Annotated in this window: 20 protein-coding genes and 1 pseudogene; 5 read left to right on the top strand and 16 right to left on the bottom strand. The window is 32.9% G+C overall.

Annotated elements, in window-relative coordinates:
- Positions 1-110: 110 nt before the first annotated feature.
- The 9 genes from ACUN28_RS15725 to ACUN28_RS15685 all read right to left on the bottom strand — a co-directional run bounded on the left by ACUN28_RS15725 (position 111) and on the right by ACUN28_RS15685 (position 7493).
- A complete protein-coding gene (locus ACUN28_RS15725; protein WP_016087550.1) occupies positions 111-917 on the bottom strand; it encodes a GH25 family lysozyme in 807 nt (268 codons plus the stop codon).
- A gap of 287 nt (positions 918-1204) precedes the next feature.
- Entirely contained in the window at positions 1205-1621 is a 417-nt protein-coding gene (locus ACUN28_RS15720; protein ID WP_016087549.1) for a GNAT family N-acetyltransferase, read from the bottom strand.
- A 32-nt stretch (positions 1622-1653) separates the two neighbouring features.
- Positions 1654-2025, bottom strand: a complete 372-nt coding sequence (locus tag ACUN28_RS15715; protein WP_016087548.1) for a hypothetical protein — start codon at positions 2023-2025, stop codon at positions 1654-1656.
- Positions 2022-2798, bottom strand: a complete 777-nt coding sequence (locus tag ACUN28_RS15710; RefSeq protein ID WP_016087547.1) for a serine hydrolase — start codon at positions 2796-2798, stop codon at positions 2022-2024. Before ACUN28_RS15710 ends, ACUN28_RS15715 begins: the two co-directional genes overlap by 4 nt.
- Positions 2799-2941: 143 nt before the next feature.
- Positions 2942-3454 (bottom strand): GNAT family N-acetyltransferase, encoded by a 513-nt coding sequence (locus tag ACUN28_RS15705; RefSeq protein ID WP_016087546.1) that lies wholly within the window; start codon positions 3452-3454, stop codon positions 2942-2944.
- A 43-nt stretch (positions 3455-3497) separates the two neighbouring features.
- A complete protein-coding gene (locus ACUN28_RS15700; protein ID WP_016087545.1) occupies positions 3498-4499 on the bottom strand; it encodes an HAAS signaling domain-containing protein in 1002 nt (333 codons plus the stop codon).
- Positions 4486-4833 (bottom strand): PadR family transcriptional regulator, encoded by a 348-nt coding sequence (locus tag ACUN28_RS15695; protein ID WP_016087544.1) that lies wholly within the window; start codon positions 4831-4833, stop codon positions 4486-4488. Before ACUN28_RS15695 ends, ACUN28_RS15700 begins: the two co-directional genes overlap by 14 nt.
- A 169-nt stretch (positions 4834-5002) precedes the next feature.
- Positions 5003-5335: a DUF952 domain-containing protein gene (locus tag ACUN28_RS15690; RefSeq protein WP_016087543.1), complete on the bottom strand. Its 333-nt coding sequence runs from the start codon at positions 5333-5335 to the stop codon at positions 5003-5005.
- An 82-nt stretch (positions 5336-5417) separates the two neighbouring features.
- Positions 5418-7493, bottom strand: coding sequence for a HelD family protein (locus ACUN28_RS15685; protein ID WP_016087542.1), 2076 nt, complete (start codon positions 7491-7493; stop codon positions 5418-5420).
- A gap of 337 nt (positions 7494-7830) precedes the next feature.
- On the opposite strand from ACUN28_RS15685, the pseudogene ACUN28_RS15680 reads away from it, so the two are divergent.
- Positions 7831-8696: pseudogene (locus ACUN28_RS15680) on the top strand (CPBP family glutamic-type intramembrane protease).
- 20 nt (positions 8697-8716) lie between these two features.
- On the opposite strand, the gene ACUN28_RS15675 reads toward ACUN28_RS15680, so the two are convergent.
- The 3 genes from ACUN28_RS15675 to recQ all read right to left on the bottom strand — a co-directional run bounded on the left by ACUN28_RS15675 (position 8717) and on the right by recQ (position 12169).
- Positions 8717-9460, bottom strand: coding sequence for a class I SAM-dependent methyltransferase (locus tag ACUN28_RS15675; RefSeq protein WP_016087540.1), 744 nt, complete (start codon positions 9458-9460; stop codon positions 8717-8719).
- A 182-nt stretch (positions 9461-9642) separates the two neighbouring features.
- Entirely contained in the window at positions 9643-10026 is a 384-nt protein-coding gene (locus tag ACUN28_RS15670) for a gamma-glutamylcyclotransferase family protein (protein WP_016087539.1), read from the bottom strand.
- Positions 10027-10051: 25 nt separating this feature from the next.
- Positions 10052-12169 carry a DNA helicase RecQ gene (recQ, locus tag ACUN28_RS15665; protein ID WP_016087538.1) on the bottom strand — a complete coding sequence of 706 codons (2118 nt, stop codon included), beginning with the start codon at positions 12167-12169 and terminating at the stop codon, positions 10052-10054.
- Between the two features lie 284 nt (positions 12170-12453).
- Here recQ and ACUN28_RS15660 point away from each other — a divergent pair, with 284 nt between their 5' ends.
- The 4 genes from ACUN28_RS15660 to ACUN28_RS15645 all read left to right on the top strand — a co-directional run bounded on the left by ACUN28_RS15660 (position 12454) and on the right by ACUN28_RS15645 (position 14999).
- Positions 12454-12615, top strand: coding sequence for a hypothetical protein (locus ACUN28_RS15660; protein WP_080117948.1), 162 nt, complete (start codon positions 12454-12456; stop codon positions 12613-12615).
- Between the two features lie 683 nt (positions 12616-13298).
- On the top strand, positions 13299-13922 hold the full coding sequence (locus tag ACUN28_RS15655; RefSeq protein ID WP_016087537.1) for a hypothetical protein: 624 nt from the start codon (positions 13299-13301) through the stop codon (positions 13920-13922).
- A gap of 129 nt (positions 13923-14051) precedes the next feature.
- The gene (locus tag ACUN28_RS15650) at positions 14052-14408 is read left to right on the top strand and encodes a hypothetical protein (protein ID WP_000606233.1); all 357 of its coding nucleotides are present in this window, start codon (positions 14052-14054) and stop codon (positions 14406-14408) included.
- Positions 14409-14546: 138 nt separating this feature from the next.
- Positions 14547-14999 carry a hypothetical protein gene (locus ACUN28_RS15645; RefSeq protein WP_016087536.1) on the top strand — a complete coding sequence of 151 codons (453 nt, stop codon included), beginning with the start codon at positions 14547-14549 and terminating at the stop codon, positions 14997-14999.
- 52 nt (positions 15000-15051) lie between these two features.
- Here ACUN28_RS15645 and ACUN28_RS15640 read toward each other — a convergent pair whose 3' ends face one another.
- From ACUN28_RS15640 to ACUN28_RS15625, 4 genes are all read right to left on the bottom strand, one after another.
- Complete coding sequence (locus tag ACUN28_RS15640) at positions 15052-15237, bottom strand: hypothetical protein (protein ID WP_080117946.1); 186 nt, start codon at positions 15235-15237, stop codon at positions 15052-15054.
- A gap of 179 nt (positions 15238-15416) precedes the next feature.
- Positions 15417-15608: a hypothetical protein gene (locus tag ACUN28_RS15635; protein ID WP_016087535.1), complete on the bottom strand. Its 192-nt coding sequence runs from the start codon at positions 15606-15608 to the stop codon at positions 15417-15419.
- Between the two features lie 44 nt (positions 15609-15652).
- Positions 15653-16102, bottom strand: coding sequence for a DUF6884 domain-containing protein (locus ACUN28_RS15630; RefSeq protein ID WP_016087534.1), 450 nt, complete (start codon positions 16100-16102; stop codon positions 15653-15655).
- A 20-nt stretch (positions 16103-16122) separates the two neighbouring features.
- A complete protein-coding gene (locus tag ACUN28_RS15625; protein WP_016087533.1) occupies positions 16123-17334 on the bottom strand; it encodes a hypothetical protein in 1212 nt (403 codons plus the stop codon).
- Between the last annotated feature and the right edge of the window lie 55 nt (positions 17335-17389).

Genomic DNA, 17389 nt, shown 5'->3' with positions numbered 1-17389 from the left:
TACAATTGCAATATAAACAGTTCCTTTCATATTTCTTCTATATTAACAATAACACGTAATATATTGAGTTGAATAATGATTAAAGCCACCCAATAGGGCGGCCCTCATTTTCATTTAACTTCATACCACCAACCTTTTCGATCAAGCCAACCTTTCATACCGTTTAATTGTGCATCGCTAGTTGGGTCGGAAATAAAATACGTTAAACCGTCCGATTGTAAAATGAAGGTAGCAGTCATTTTTAAAGAAGTTAATGCTCCCATAACATCTGGAGTTTCATAAGGTGAAAAGGCTCCAGATTGGATAATATTTTGCTTAGAAACTTGTGCTTGTATGTTTTCTTGTTTTGGTACCGATTCAGTAAACCAAGAAAGTGGCTTATTTCCTATCAATTGGTTTAAATCACATTTACCGATACCTGGTACATTACCTGTCTCAGTGTATTGCCAAATATCACAAGGATATGCTGGCTTATTACCGCCATACCTAGGAATCCATAAAAAATCACTTTTTACGTTCGCCATACCGAAAGGCTCATATACATGATGGCCAACATATAAGCCAACTTTCTTAGCACCTAGTCGGCGTAACTCATCGATAAAAGCTTGTGTACCAGCTCTCATATCATCCATTGTTTTCACTTCTACATCAGCAGCCCAAACTGTAGCACTCTTATCACCGCGATTCCAGAAATCTTGTGCTTCCTTCTTCGCATCAGCAATTGAAATAAAGCGGCAGAATGCATAGTTACCAAAAGGAATATTTCTTGTTTTCATTGCTTGGACATAATTTTTATATAAAGGATCTACATAATTTGATCCATCTTGTACCCTAGCGATTACGAAATCTAGTTGTGGAGCGGCTACATCCCAGTTAATGTCACCGTTCCATTTTGAAATATCTACAATGTAACCCATTGCTTAACACCTCCTTCTTTATTATTATATTCAGAGCTCGTCTGATTGCTCTTCTTCTCCTAAAAATTCAATAGTATTTGTTAGTGCACATAGTAAATACAACAACTGTCTTCTACAAAGACAGCACCTCATTTCCGATGAAAAGGAAAATCTTTGTTATAGGAATCGCACTATTTGTTCTCCTAATTGCATCAGATTGAGTAGTTGCTATAAACAAAAGAAAAAAGCATCATCGTATTGGTGATGCTTTTAAAATCCGCTTTTCTTATATAAGACGAATACGATTCCTATAACCTCTTCTCTAAAAAATGTTGACTATGTCCTTTAGGATGATCTTCAACAACACCGTATTCTCGGTAGCCGTACTTTTTATAAAATTCTGGTGCTTGAAAACTAAATGAATCTAATAATATTAATCTACACCCTTTTTCCTTCGCGATGTCTTCGATTTTATGTAACAGTTGACTGCCATAACCATCATGACGAACCGATTCATCAACCCATAAAAAATCTATGTGAAGATGATAAAAATACATTGTTCCTGTTACACCGCCAAAGATTTTTCCGTTCTCATCTTTCACTACGAAACTTACTTGCTCCATCGGCTGTTTTGCTTCATCTGTTAAAATCGACATGTTATATTGAATTACTTTATTTTTTATGTATTCTCCTTCAGCTCTAGTACCATTCTCTATGCGTTTCATATATTTCTTCCTTTCAACTTAGTAAGCTACCTTTAATTTTTACTTTTCCTTTTTAAAATACTAATAAACACGAATCCACCATAAGTAACAAAGCATGAAAAACCAATTATCCCTGGCACAGAGACATAACCTGTTCTTATATAACTAATAACGGCAAAACAAGCGATAGACAATAAAATAGATGGCCAAAATATAAGAGCTGTTTTTCTTCGTCTCTCTTTCGATGTACTTTCTTTCTCTTCAGAAACACGTGTGCCAAAAAGCAATACAATACAAATAAGTATCGCTGCAAAGTAAATCGTATCTATTGACAGAGTATGATCGTAAATCGCGATTCCAACTTCCAAAGCGATAATTGTTAAAATTAATATAATGATTGTTGATGTCTTTAAGTTTCTTTTCAATTACTCACCCCTAGCATACTTTGACTATATTCTTTGTATATGTACTTCAAAGCTACTGCAAAAGCTTCATCCACCTCTTTATTTCCACGTCGATTAGGTAAATCTTTCCCCCCAATAACATAAAGAAAGGGAAATTCGTTAAACATTCCTATTATACCAATATTTATTGTAGCTGTGGGTAGTCCACCTGTCATATGAGCCAAGTGATATGAATGTATTCCTTCATAGTCACCTTGCTGTCTTACCATGCCGCTAATAATAGGTTCCCATAATTCAGCTTCTGATTTATACCCTTGAAAAATTTGTACTAAAAGTGAAAGAACTTCATTTAATTCTCCAACATTTTTCTCATCTCTAGCATTCTCTTGTATATGAATTTTCGAAAAGTGCGTTTGAGCATACATTTGCACAATATCCCATCCACCACAGTACATTACAACTGACTGCGCAACGTAACTATCATGACATGCTATCATTACTTCAACTGCTTTACTAAGTGTTAAAGTACTTCTTCCTTGTAAATGTGGATATAACTGCGCACTATCTTCATGTGGATTAAATTTAACATGATGAAGTATATCATTCCAATTACATTTATTTTCCTTCACCATTTGAGCTACTACAAATCCAATTACTACTTTTGCTGCTGATGCTAACGGAATATTTAATTCACTATTATATGAAGCAACTATACGATTGCTTTTTGTAGAATAAATAGATATCCCAACTTGATCAGATTGTATCTCTTTCATTTTTTGAATGACAGTTTCCATTTCCATTCCTCATTTCATATCGTTTTATCACCTTCTAATAATTCAATATAGAATATAAAAACCCTTTTTAGCAGATTATATCGGCTATTACAATAAGAAAAAGGTAGCATGAATTACACCATGCTACCTAAAATACTAAATTTCTATTCTTCTAAAGGTTTTTTAGGGCCACAAAGCTCCAATTGATAAAAAGCTAAATCTAGCCACTTATTAAACTTATAACCAGCCTTTTTAATCGTCCCCGCATGAACAAATCCATAGTTTTCATGTAAGGCAATGCTTTTCTCATTTTCTGCATCAATTCCAGCAATTAAGGTCATATATTCCCTTTCTTTTGCAACTGTGATTAATGCCTTCATTAAAGAAGTTCCTATCTTATTTTTTCTATATTCCTTATGAACATACACAGAATGCTCAATTGAATATTTATAGGCAGGCCAAGCTCTAAACGGCCCGAATGTCGCAAATCCTACTACTTTACTATCTAGTTCATATACTAAAATTGGATAACCGTCAGCCTTTTTTTGTTCATACCAATCTATTCTATTTTCAAGGGTTACAGGTTTATACGTATATACGGCTGTTGTATACAGTATGGCATCATTATAAATATCTAAAATATATGCTACATCTTGTTTTGTTGCTTCCCTTATCATCGCTTTCTTCCTTTCATAAGGCATATCTTCTTTAATATCACTCCTACATACGAATACGTGCTTTTCGGAAACCATCAAATATATTTAATACCGCAGATATAATGTAAATGAGAATACCTCCACCTATTAACCACGTTTTAAATTCCTCTGGAGAAGTAGCAAACACATTTGCCACAAACGTAATAAATCCTTCGGTAAATAAATTTGAATTTACTACAATTATTATAAATACTATTGTTCCAGCTATTTGGAGAATAGCATTCCCTATTGCCAACTTTTTCGTCCATTGTCCTTGTACTAGCTTAAAAAGAGATATAGCTACTTCGAAAACAATCATAACAACAACGATTGGCCAATATTGAAGTAAAACATCTTGATTAAACGTCGGCGTAACAAACTTCAATCCATTTTCCGTAGCATGGTATACGCCAACGAGATGGTTCGCATAAAAGTAAAGTGTAGCCCATATTGCCGTCCACATTAAGCTTCCAAATACTTCGAACTTTGAGATTGCCTTTTTCTTCGGGATATACGAAATATTTTTCAAATCATCTGGCGTCCATTTTTTTAAACTTGTTGTTAATGGCTGTGGATCCTTTTCTTTATCCGTTCTTTCTAAAACAGCAAATACAAGTGTCAACCAGAAAAATACATGGAGACTAACTTCGACAATTTCACCAATTCCTTTACCTATCAAATTTAAAATAACATTTAATACCGCTGGCTCACCATTATATCCTACAAAATTTTCTGCAACCATTGCAATGAGTGCGATAACAGCTGCAATTGGTATAATCATTTTTAATAACGTCGTATATACATCAAAATAACGTGGTCCAATTAAATGCATCGGTCTATCCAGATACCCATTAGCCAATGAAACTGGGCTTCCCAATTTTTCAAGGACACTCTTTACATCTTCCTCATCATACTCATCGGGTAACATATCCTCTATTGTTGACCGTAGTTCAAGAATAATATCTTCACGATTTTTTTCAGGTAATCTCTTCGCTACTTCCTCGACATACATATCAATCAAGTTCATTCTTGTCCTCCTCCTTTAATAAGTTATAAAGTTCTTTCGAATCCTTTATCCATTCCTTTTTTAACTGCAAAAATATCTCTAATCCGTATTCACTTAAAACGTAATACTTACGAGGTCTACTCTCCGTTTTATCCCAACTACTCGTCACTAGCTCCTGCTTTTCTAATCGGCGAAGTAGCGGATATAAAGTACTTTGATCAATTGTAATCCCCGATTGCTCCAATAATTGGACAAGTGAATACCCATACTGCGGCATTCTTAATTGGCTTAAAACCGCTAATGTTAATGTCCCTCTTCTTAGTTCAGTAATTAACGAATTTAATAAAGCATCCATTCACTCACCTCATTTTCATTACTATATGTCATACAGTATATGTTTTATACTATGTATCGTACAGTATTAGTGTGATAAAAACAATGAGTATTTACAAAAAATAGACAATTAAAAAGCACAAACTATATAATTTGTGCTTTTCTAGCTAATTTAAATGCCTAGTACAATCTTAATTTTGCACCTCTTGTAATATAAATTTTCCATTTTCTTTAGTAAATGGGGTAATATCTACAATTGCCTCAATATGAATTACTCCATATACATGCGGATATTCTTGACCGTTAGAAGCAAGTTCATTTTTTATTTTTGCTTTTATTAGGGATGGATTAATTGTTAATAATAAAACATCTTCTTCATGACTAAAATGTTTCTCAGCAACTTTTAACGCTTGTTCTAAAAATGAGCAATGAATAAATCCCTCTTCTTTTAGTGAAGCTTCATTAATTTCTCCATCTATCTTTGCGATTTCCCAATCTCTTTTTGTTATTACTTTTGTTATCATAGTAATTTTCTCTCCATGTCTTTATATAGAAAAACAAGAGGTTCTTCTTTTTGTTACTAGAAAAGCCTCTTGTATGTACTATTTATTTTAATCCTTTAATTAAAGGCGATGCTTCCCCGCTATGGAAAATCCATAAATCATGAAGTGACCTTGTACATCCGACATACAATAACTTCGCATCGTGTTTTGTATTTTTGTAATGTTCTTCATCAACATCGATTAAAAGTACTGCATCAAATTCTAACCCTTTCGCTAAGTATACAGGTACTACCGAAATACCGCCTTCATATTTACTTTGATCTGCTTCAATGACGTTAACAGTCAACCCTGCATTTGTTAGCTTCTCATATATATCACGGCATTCATCATCTGTTCTTCCTATTACTGCAATTGTTTTCACATCTTCATTTTGTAGATGCTGTAAAGTCTTCATAATTTCAGTGAATTGATCTTCTGTTTGAATCACTTTCACTTCTTCCCCGCTACGGAAAACTGGCGTTGCAAGTCCAACTGGAATCTCTGCATTTTTAATTATCTCATTCGCAAATTCGATAATTTCTTTTGTAGAACGATAACTTCTCGTCAGTTCATAATAACCTGTTTCTTGGAATACTTCTTTAAAAGCACTCCAATCTTCAATTCCTTGATAATCATAAATTGCTTGAGATAAATCACCTAATATAGTGAAAGAATTACCTAGTGTAATTTCTTTTAATACATAGACTTGGAAAGGCGAAAAATCTTGTGCTTCATCGATAACAACGTGATGAAACTTTTGTCCGATTTCAATTCCTGAAATACGATGATGTATGTATATTAAAGCTGGTAAATCTTCTACATACACTTCTTTTTTACGACAACTCTTTTCTGTTTCTTTCACAAGTTCTTCGGGCAATACTTTGATTATTTCTTTACTTTTCAATATTGAACTATATAGTGCAAGTGAGCTCATTTTCGGCCAAAACTTCATATAAGTGTTCAATCTCTTTGTCGCTTCTTTTTTTAGTAATTTCTTCTCGTTTGATTCTCCATACTTTTTCAGTTCAATTTCAATCCAGCGCTTCATTCGGCCGACTAATCTTTCTCTTCTTTTCTTTAATGGATAATGTTTATATTCCACTTGCATCCATTTTTTAATATCTTCAACCGGAATAACCGCCTTGTCCCATGCCTCAAAATCACTTGTTGGTACTAATTCTTTTTCAAATTGAACCATTCTCTCTTCAACAAAGGACTTAAATTCCAGCGTGCCTTTTAATTTACCGAGCATAACCTTTTCTTCATCACGATTAATAGAAAATGCTTCTTTCAACTTTTCTTCTGTCTGCTTCAGTTTCACCGAATCATCTAACGTACGTAATGCCCAATCTGGAAACGTTGTTTGACTAATGTTCCCTACACCTAACTCAGGAAGTACACTCGAAATATAGTCTAAAAACAGACTATTCGGAGCGAAAACAATCATTCTCTCAGCTTCTAATTGCTCACGATATTCATAAATTAAAAAAGCAAGGCGATGTAAAGCGATTGTTGTTTTTCCGCTTCCTGCAACCCCTTGAATAAGTAATGGTAAGTTTCTTTCCGCACGAATAATATCATTTTGCTCCGATTGTATCGTCGAAACAATATCCTTTAGTTTATTATCTTTATTCTCACCTAATCGATATAGAAGAAAATCATCGGCATGCGAGACATCTTCATTTCCTTTTACATATGTATCAACAACACGTTCTAGTTCTCTTTTTCGAATAGAGATGTTTCGCTTTAAATAAACATCACCTTCTACTAATCCGTCTGGCGATTGATAAAACGCTAATTCATCTCCACCGGTAAATGAATAAAACATACTTGCGACAGGTGCCCGCCAATCAATTACAATCGGTTTCATCGTATCTTTATCTGAAACACCTACTTTACCGATGTAAATCGGTATAATATCTTCCTTACCATCCTCCTGAAAATCTAATCTTCCAAAGTATGGCTCTTGCACACCAATACGTAAATTTTGTCTATTAGACTCCCTCATACTTTCAAGAATTTGTTCTTTAAAATCTTCTCCATAATATACTGGAATTTTTTCAAGCTGTTCTAATTGATCATCCATCGTACTTAACGTATCTTTCATTCTTTTTAACTCTTCGTCAAAAATGCTGTTCATTTGATGATTCCCTCCTGTCCGTTCTAATTTTTCAGTCGAAATACAATTGTATTAAAAATCCATTTATAAAGTCAAGAATTTTAATTTAAGTTTTCCGAAAAAACTTACTTTTATCTTTCTAATATTGAAATTCTAATGCTGTTTTTACATTATAAGAATATACAACATCTAAATCATACAACTACACATATAATTAAGTGATTCATTCGATAGATACGATTAAAAGAGCTTTACACCTTACATACACTCCAACTTCTTTTCTAGTTGTCTATTATTTCATTTGTAAATTAACCAAGATTACAAAATTCAAAAACAAAAGTAAAGGAGTCTATTAAAAATGACTACCACCAAAAGAAAGCCTCTAAAGTTACACTTACTTATTTTTGTGTTAATTGTGTTGGCAAGTGGTTGGATTGGGGTATTTCTAGATTCTTTCCTAACGGATCAGCCTGACGGAAACTCTTTAGGTATGGGATTATGGCTAATATTACCCTTTCTCGCAAGTATTTTACTTAGAAGTATTGGTCGAGATTGGAATGATTTTGGGATCAAACTAAATTTGAAGGCAAACTTTAAATGGTATTTCGTTGCATTACTAATTTATCCATTCGTTATATTAATAACGATAAGCATAGCACTTATTTTTGGAGTAGCTAACATAACCAGTTTTGAAATGCACTCATTATTTTCACTCATATTCATGTCTACTATTGGTAACTTTATTAAAAATATTTTTGAAGAGTTTTCTTGGCGCGGTTATTTAACTCCAAAGCTGATTGAACTAAAGTTAAACGATTGGTTTATTTATATTATTTCTGGGTTAGTTTGGGCTCTTTGGCATGCCGCTTATTATTTAGTCTTTTTACCAAATGAATATTTTGAATCTATTTCAAGGCTAAATATGCTTTTATTAGGCTGTATACTTATGGTTTCTTGGTCTATTATGTATGTTGAAATATATAGACTTACAAAGTCAGTATGGCCATGCGTAATCATGCATGCAATTGAAGACGCCGTTCCTACTGTTTTAGTTACAATAACAGGGATTATTACACTTACCAACAGCAGTGATTTTTGGTTAAACCCTATTAGCGGAGTCGTTGCTACTGTTTTATTTCTTGGAATCGGGATCATACTAAGATCCATAAGAATAAAAAAAGAACGACAATGAACACGAAAAACAGTCAATTATTCACACTATAAAAGTAAAAAAGAGTAAGGAGTTAATCCTTACTCTTTTTTACTTTTATACGATATGATAAACATTCATTTAATGATACTTGCTCTTTATATTTTCTCTCTTCAAAGTCATACGCTCCTCCTGGGAAAATCCCAACTATACTGAAACGAGCCTCTGCACATAAATTACTAATCTCATCTATAGTATAGCAACGTAAAGATTGTGTCACAATATCATTTGAAGAATCCGTTTCCCACCAATGGTCCAGCATTCTAGCATTTTCACTATCATATTCATACTTTCGCATTGCAGAGCCAATCGGCATTTCTTGTCCATTTGCTTTTTCCCAATATAAAGGTTGATAAATATCAATAAGTGCACACCCATCATCTTTCAACCAATTATGGATACGTTTTAATAAAAATAATTGTTCTTCATCCGTTCCTACACCAAATCCGTCTAAATAACTAACAACATCAAACTTTTCTTCAAAGTTAATTTTATAAAAGTCAGCACAATGAATCACAATGTCCTTAGTAGAATGTTCTTTAGCAAACATAACTAACTCTGGTACAAGCTCAACCGTAGTCATTTTTACATCCAAATTTGACATCGCTCTTGCAAACCCGCCATTTCCAGCACCTAGTTCTAACATCGTCTGAAATGGATATCCCACTTGCTCTTTAATTTCTTCAGCAACTTCCTGTAACCAGTTTTCATTATTTATATCATGACTTAGTAATTCAAATTGTTTTTTATAAAATTCTTTTACATTTAATTCGTTCATTATTATTCTCCTCCTGTACGTTATTTTTCTACTACAGGTGAGAAACTAAATTTCTGACACCCATGAAAAACCCTCCTTTTTATTCCCCTATATTTACAATTTATCAAAATAATAAGAAATTTAAAAGTCTAAATATAAAAAATAGATAATGGATTATTCCACTATCTACTCTTTAGTTACTCTTATTTTTCTTTTTGATACTCCACCCAATCTCCAGAATCAATCACTTTCAATATCATCTTTTTATCTTGAGCGATATATACATATGCCTCTATTTCCCTATCAGCAGCATATACTGTTTGCTTGATTCGATAATATAAATCAGTCTCCGCATTCCCTGTATATTCTTCTAGTTCATCTAACTTACGCAATATCTCATCATTTACTTCATAAACTTCACCATAGACCTTTTCTTCATTTGAATAAATCATCGCCGGATAGCCTTCGTTTGTATCAAATAATTTGCCATACGTCCACGCTCCGTCTGCGATGCATATTGCACCTTGCATAAAATGAGCATTCGTTTGCTCTTTTCTTAACGTGCCATACACAAAAACGTGATGCATAAATCCCTATCCCCTTTACATGTCACTACTTTCTAATTTGTAAATAAGCACGAATCATAAAGTAACTCACTTCATTTGGAAGTTGTTCCTTAATCGATTTCAGACCACCATCAGCATTTTGCACGGCAGTTTCAATCAGCTGTTCGTATTCTGCAGGAACAAAACTGTTCCAGTCTACTTCCATTCCATCTTCAAAACAACGAATTAAATGATTTTCAATTGTTTGTCTAGATAGGTTACGTTCTTTTGCAATCTCATTTAAATCAATGCCTTGTTTATACATTTCATACGTTTCTAAATGAGAATTTGCTGAAGCTTTCCCTGACTTTTTCCGCTCTGTAACCACTTCTGTTTTAACTGTTTCAGCATAGTTTGGGTTTTCCTCAATAAAGTGCTGAACTGCTTGTAAGAAGTGAGAACCATACTTCACAAGTTTATGTTCGCCAATCCCTTTTACAGTTAAAAGTTCAGAGTCACTTTGCGGCATTTTTGCGCACATATCTTTCAACGTTTGGTCAGAGAAAATAACGAATGGAGGCACACCTTCTCCTTGCGCAATTTCTTTACGTACTTCGCGAAGCACTTCAAATAAAGGATGATCTTGAACAATTTGTCTTGTCTCTACTCGTTCTTTACGTAAAACATTCTCTTTACCTAGTAACACTTCTTTCCCTTTCTCCGTTACTTTTAATGTTGGATACGTACCATGTTCAACTGCAATTAACTCATCTGAAATGAGAAACTCAATAAATTCACTGACTTCTTTTACACTACGATTTGATAAAAGTCCGTACGTTGGCAAAGTATGAAAATTAAATTCAATGACTTTCTTATTTTTAGATCCAGTTAGTACTTGTGCAATCATTTGTTTTCCGAATCGTTGATTCGTCCTAATCATACAAGATAGCACCATTTGTGATTCTCTCGTCACATCAATACTTTCGCGTTCGTCCGTACAATTACCACAGCGACCACAATCTTCTTTAGGTTCTTCTCCAAAGTATTGCAAAATAAATGATTGTAAACATTGTTCTGTATGACAGTAGTCCGTCATATTTTGCAGTTTTTCAAGTTCATTTGAAAAACGAGATTCTCCGGTCGATTGATCGATTAAAAAGCGCTGTACTTGCACGTCTTGAGAAGAATATAGCAATATACATGCACTATCTAATCCGTCACGACCAGCACGTCCTGCTTCTTGGTAATAACTTTCCATATTTTTTGGCAGTTGATAATGGATAACGTAACGAATATTCGATTTATCAATCCCCATACCGAATGCAGATGTCGCTATCATTACACTCACTTCATCACGTAAAAAGAGTTCTTGCTGCTCATTTCGATCGTTATCACTCATACCAGCATGGTATTTTGATACAGAAACTCCCGCTTTCATTAAATCCTCATACAATTGATCAACTACTTTTCTAGTAGCTGCATATATAATCCCAGATTCTTTTTGATTTTGACGAATATAATCCGCTAAATATGCATTACGATCTTGTCCTTTAATAACAGAAAATGATAAGTTTTCGCGCTCAAACGTTGTCATTATCGTATTTTCTTGATTAATTCCAAGCGTGTTGCAAATATCTTCACGAACTTGTGGTGTTGCCGTCGCAGTTAATGCTAGTACGAGCGGCTTTTCTTGAAGATAATCTAATATGCGATGTATATGTAAATAACTCGGACGGAAATCATGTCCCCACTGCGAAATACAGTGTGCCTCATCAATTGCAATCATTGGAATTTTCATATCCATAAGTTGATCAACAAACTCCATTGAATCAAGACGCTCCGGCGCCACATAAAGTAACTTATAATGTCCTTGTTTTGCCAATTGAATTCGTTGATTCGCTTCTGTAATAGAAATAGAACTATTAATATAAGTAGCTGAAATACCGTTTTGCACTAATGTATCTACTTGGTCCTTCATAAGTGATATTAAAGGTGATATAACTAACGTCGTTCCTTCGAATACTAATGCGGGAATTTGATAACAAATTGACTTACCACCACCCGTAGGCATAATACAGACTGTATCTTTCCCATCTAATACATTTTTAATTGTTTCATCTTGTCCTCTTCGGAATGAAGAATAACCGAAATAAGACGCTAAAAGTTCTTGTGCTTTTGTAAACAAAAAAGAGTCACCTGCTTTTCTATATCTTTCATCTACTCCTATTATATCATCACTTATGCGTCATGAAAGTGATGAATGCATGACTAACAGCCTGCTTTTTCATTATTTTATACTTCTTTACGTTTTAGAGGTTAATTTGCACTGTGTTTTTGGTCCTAATTATGTTAATAACTTTTAAAACATAATTACAGCACATATAAAAAGAATTACAAAATAAACATACATTTTATTACTCTTCCTTGAATACTACTAATCTTATACATATGAATTCAGGAGGTTAATATATGAAGCATCATAATACTAGTTCCATCAAGCAGAAAACAGTACCGAACCAACTCCAGTTTTCGAATAATGATGCGTGGAAATATGAATCGTATTTTAAGTATCAGCCATTATTTTCTTATAGAAAGCTTTTTCATTTTCTTTCTCAACTTTTAAAACGTTAATCCACGTGCGAAATATAGTATTCACAAAAATTTTCTCAATATAAACCTTATAGACATACTACAATACAGTCGTTATCATATGAAATATTCTGTTGGATAAACCCCTTATGTTGACCTGCTTATATAAGCAGGTCTTTTTTGATTAATATATATTTCAGTACACTTTTATATATGCTTGCAAGACTTTTCTCCATTTTATAACCATACTCCACTCACAACAAATGATGATAATGACAAGAAGTAAATTATAAGTTCTTAACATTTAATGAAGTAATTCTTTTTTCTCAATACACAAAATGAATTTTACTTGTTACTATAAAAGTGCTCCAGATGAGTTTTTACTCATCAACATTATCTAGTTAAAGGGATCTGCCGCGGGAAGCAGATTTCTTTGACTTTATTAAAGGTCCACTTTCATTTGGACACATTTACCAGGTTTTTTTAAAAGAATTTTATGATAATATTACGTAGTCGAGTCCGACATCTCGGCAATACCCTTTTGAGGCTCTGCAACTTCCCTTGCAGAGCCTTGTTTATTTTTATATTCATTTTATTTATATATACCACAATAAAATTCTTCATCTTTTTCCATATCAATTTCTGAAATTAATCTAGGACACGTAACTAAAAATAAATTCCCATCATACTTTGAGTTATACATGTTCAAAGGAGTGTTACCGTTTATGTATTCTTATTGGCAATCGTATTACTCCCCTTATCATAACCCTTATGTACACTTTGATACATCTGTACGTAATTACCGAATTAGTAAAAACGAGAACTTTTTAAAAGGTTATATGCGTTCTTTATGGGAACAACATGTCGCTTGGACGAGATTAGCTATTATAAGTATTGTCTTTAATTTACCAGACGTTAACGTTACAGTTGGGCGTCTTCTTCAAAATGCAACACATATGGGACTATCACTTGAACCATTCTATGGTGAGGATGCTGTAAAAAAATATAGTGCATTAATTAAAGACCACTTAGTAATTGCAGCAGATCTTGTCAAAGCCGCAAAAGCTGGTGACCAAAATGCAGCTGCCACTATAGAAAAAAAATGGTACGCTAACGGTGATGAAATAGTGGCGTTTCTAACTAGTATCAACCCATATATAGAAAAAGAAGAATTTAGAAAAATGTTTTATGAACATTTAGCACTTACGAAAGCAGAAGCACTTGCTTTCCTAAATAAAGATTATGAAGCAGGAGTAAAACTGTACGATAAAATTGAAAAAGAAGCATTAGAAATGGCCGACATGATAACAAACGCAATCGTAAAGCAATTTCCGCAAGTGTTTCAATAACAATAAGCCGATTTGAAAAAACAAATCGGCTTATGAAACTTTCTATCAATGATATTTCACCTCTCCTCTTTACATTTAACGTATATCGATATATTTTATTAATATCCGTTTTTTATAGGGGGAAATAGTTTGATTAACGCCATCGGTCTCGTATTTATCCTCACAAATAAACACGAGAAAAAGAAAAAAGTTTATCTGAATGAAAAATTCGCATTAATAGACATTATTGATTCTAAGGAAGTATTTGATGATGAAGGTAACTCACTAGTAGAACTAACTTGTAAATACAGTATATATTTAGATGAAAAATATTACTGTAAATCTCTCGATGATTATACTGGACAAGTATTTCCGTTCTTAAGCGCTAAAATAGGAAAAGGACTTCTCAGAAATTTAAATTACTACTTTTCTTATGTTGATGCCTATGATAAAAAACCACCCGTTAAAGAAATTAGACCACTTATGAAACAAGTAACGAACAGATAGTGAAAATCATTCAAAAAAGAAAGCATCTAACTTCGGATGCTTTCTTTTTTGAATTCAGAACTAGTTACCTTTCATCCTCTTCTAAATATATGTATCCAAGCATACTTTAAATTAAAAACACTTGGAGGATTAAACTGAATGAAATACTCAGAAACGATTGTTAGTAAACGGATTCGCACACTTAAAATATCTAGTATGTTTATCATGCTAGTTTTAATCGGATGGCTTGGATATACAAAATTACTTTATGAGAACGGATTTCTTCAAGAAAAGAAACTTTCAGTTGAAGTAATGAATACTAGTATTACAGGTGAAATTGAACAAAGTTTCCATGTAAACTTACAAGGTTACCGTAAAACAGACGTTGATACGATTATAGATGCGAGTAAAACCGAGCCGAGCGAACTATCTTTAATCGAACTAATTAATACATCTTGTTCACAAGATTGCATAGGTGAACCATTGACATATGTGAACGCAAACAATGGATATATCTTTTATAAGGAATCTAGCGGAACTAATATCGCTATAAAAATTAAAAAACGAGATACATGGGAAATTGAAAGAAAATTAATTCAAGATGGAATGTAAAAGCTTCATATACAAAAAGAGTACTTACTTTTAAGTACTCTTTCAAAAAAATTTACCACTTGCGGCACTTATCATCATCATCACGCTTACGATTGCAACGGCAATCATCACAATCACAATGACGTTTACGTTTACAACCACAATCATCACAATCTCTACGTCTACATCTTCCAAACATTAGATCATCCCAAAATCTATTACAATTCCGGGATTGTCTACAACGACAATTGTTTCCCATGAATATGACTCTCCCTTCAATAGTATTCATCATATTCTATGTTTGAAAGTATAAAACGGCTTGTTTACTAGTCTATATTCTACGTTTTATAAAAGTTATTTTAGTACCCTTAACAATTCTTCCTTACATATTCAACGGAAATACAACATAGAAAAAAGCCCAATATTTGGGCTTTACATTCATGTATATTTTCTTTCTTCTCTCTCACAATAGTATGTAACTGCTAAGTTCACTAAAAATGCAACAAAAGCAAGGGTGCTCGTTGTTAAGAATATGTATTCTAATATTGATAAGTTATTAAAATCAATTAATAATAACACAAGACCTATACAAACAAAGCTAGATACATTACTTTTGAAAACTTTTTTCACTCTTAATCACCTCCATCTTCATACCTTAATTATACATTAGTTACCTATAATTCCTTCCCATCCCCCACAGCCCCTTTCAACCTCTGCAACATATACCCAATCCCTTTACACCCAGCTAACGGATACGTAATGATATCTTCTGGATATAATTGTGTCACTACTTTCTTATGCTTCTTTCCTGCAAGTAAAACGATTTCATCAAACTGAAGCAAGTCCTTTTCAATCATCTGTTGTTTTAATTGTTCCATACTAATAATCTCATCGCTCTTTGAATCAAAGGAAAGATCATAGTTTTCTAATACAATATCATTTGGTCTTAAAAATCCATGCTTCGCCGATAAGATAACCCAATTCTCGAAAAACATAGTTGCATACGCCTGACATGCTTTTCCGAACGGGCTAATATATACATCTTTTGCCTCCATCGGCCCGTAATCTGAATATTTATCCCAAATTTTCTTCTTTCCGCATGGAATTATGCATAACCTCTTCATCTTTATTTCTTACCTCACTTCTAACTTTTTAAATATAAAAATATAGAACTCTCTACTTCTTCATACACAGCTTCTATATCTCCAATTCCCGCTACGTTCCAACCATTATTTGTTTCTATCGGTTTTTCATTCATTATAATATGAACCTGTGTCATATTTTTAAAATCTTCTTCAAAAGATGCTAAAACAGGTTGATTTATCATATATGTTTTATTATGTATACTTACACTTAAAAAAGTTTTATGTAATGCTTTATTTCCGTTTAACTTTACATTCATTGGATTAAACGAATTTAATTTTATATCCCCTACAATATATAGATGATACCCTTCTTCATCATAAAATTGCTTAATATCCTTACCTCTTTCGTTTTGTACAAAATGAAGGATTTGCTTCGTTTCTTTACTTATTACAATTTCATTATTTAAACTCAAATCCACATTTATATTTTGTTTTAAAAAGGCATATAACGATTTATCACTATTAAAGAAGCTCGTTTTCCATTCAGGAAGGATTTCATCTAATAATAAACATAAAAGCATTCCTGGGCTATAGCAGCTCTTTCTAATGTTACAATTAGCTTCATATACATCTAAAATGAACCCGCTATATTTTCGTAATGTTTCGCTTTCATCCTTTTTGCATACTGAATTGTATGCATTCATTTCAACATACCAAGCAGGCCCCTCTATGCTTTCAACCATACATTCATATGTTATAAACTCTTCTTTCATAAAACTAGCTCTATGCTCTCTTAGTTCAATAAATCGCTTAATATAATTAATTCTCTCAGCTTGTGACTTACAATGAACAGCATCATATAAACAAATTCGTTCTTTATTTCGCAATTCTATATTTTCTTCTGTTATAGGATATTGAAATCCTATAGATTCATTTGGAAATCTCCTTTCTTTATTCAAATATTGATAACAATGAAAAAGTTCATGCACCACAACCGCAAGTAAAGTTTCATAATCTTTATATCTATTCATATTCACAATAGCAGTCGGATAATCTTTGAATAGTATAAATGTATCAGCTTTAAATTGTTCATCCCACTTTAATACGGTATACTCATACTTATCATCACCTTTCAAAAATAAAGGATGATGAAATACATACACATACTCATCATTATATAATGCAAATGCAGCCCTATTAAAACCAGGCCATAGCGTATTCAATAATTCTATACTTACATCTTTCTTTATTCGATTTAATATATTGTTCATTATATGTAACACCCCTATATCATTCTACATACACCTATTCTATTCCACTTAAAAA

It is taken from the genome of Bacillus sp. WC2507, from assembly GCF_052656125.1.
Note: the sequence above shows the minus strand (reverse complement) of the source record. Positions and strands in the feature narration are given on the sequence as shown.

What these genes read in the sequence shown, in the direction of transcription:
- ACUN28_RS15725 (WP_016087550.1), bottom strand. Translation starts at nt 917, where the DNA reads ATGGGTTACATTGTAGATATTTCAAAATGGAACGGTGACATTAACTGG.
- ACUN28_RS15700 (WP_016087545.1), bottom strand. Translation starts at nt 4,499, where the DNA reads ATGAACTTGATTGATATGTATGTCGAGGAAGTAGCGAAGAGATTACCT.
- ACUN28_RS15640 (WP_080117946.1), bottom strand. Translation starts at nt 15,237, where the DNA reads ATGGGAAACAATTGTCGTTGTAGACAATCCCGGAATTGTAATAGATTT.
- ACUN28_RS15670 (WP_016087539.1), bottom strand. Translation starts at nt 10,026, where the DNA reads ATGCATCACGTTTTTGTGTATGGCACGTTAAGAAAAGAGCAAACGAAT.
- ACUN28_RS15685 (WP_016087542.1), bottom strand. Translation starts at nt 7,493, where the DNA reads ATGAACAGCATTTTTGACGAAGAGTTAAAAAGAATGAAAGATACGTTA.
- ACUN28_RS15720 (WP_016087549.1), bottom strand. Translation starts at nt 1,621, where the DNA reads ATGAAACGCATAGAGAATGGTACTAGAGCTGAAGGAGAATACATAAAA.
- ACUN28_RS15630 (WP_016087534.1), bottom strand. Translation starts at nt 16,102, where the DNA reads ATGAAGAGGTTATGCATAATTCCATGCGGAAAGAAGAAAATTTGGGAT.
- ACUN28_RS15690 (WP_016087543.1), bottom strand. Translation starts at nt 5,335, where the DNA reads ATGATAACAAAAGTAATAACAAAAAGAGATTGGGAAATCGCAAAGATA.
- ACUN28_RS15625 (WP_016087533.1), bottom strand. Translation starts at nt 17,334, where the DNA reads ATGAACAATATATTAAATCGAATAAAGAAAGATGTAAGTATAGAATTA.
- ACUN28_RS15645 (WP_016087536.1), top strand. Translation starts at nt 14,547, where the DNA reads ATGAAATACTCAGAAACGATTGTTAGTAAACGGATTCGCACACTTAAA.
- ACUN28_RS15660 (WP_080117948.1), top strand. Translation starts at nt 12,454, where the DNA reads ATGAAGCATCATAATACTAGTTCCATCAAGCAGAAAACAGTACCGAAC.
- ACUN28_RS15655 (WP_016087537.1), top strand. Translation starts at nt 13,299, where the DNA reads ATGTATTCTTATTGGCAATCGTATTACTCCCCTTATCATAACCCTTAT.
- ACUN28_RS15675 (WP_016087540.1), bottom strand. Translation starts at nt 9,460, where the DNA reads ATGAACGAATTAAATGTAAAAGAATTTTATAAAAAACAATTTGAATTA.
- ACUN28_RS15710 (WP_016087547.1), bottom strand. Translation starts at nt 2,798, where the DNA reads ATGGAAACTGTCATTCAAAAAATGAAAGAGATACAATCTGATCAAGTT.
- ACUN28_RS15705 (WP_016087546.1), bottom strand. Translation starts at nt 3,454, where the DNA reads ATGATAAGGGAAGCAACAAAACAAGATGTAGCATATATTTTAGATATT.
- ACUN28_RS15695 (WP_016087544.1), bottom strand. Translation starts at nt 4,833, where the DNA reads ATGGATGCTTTATTAAATTCGTTAATTACTGAACTAAGAAGAGGGACA.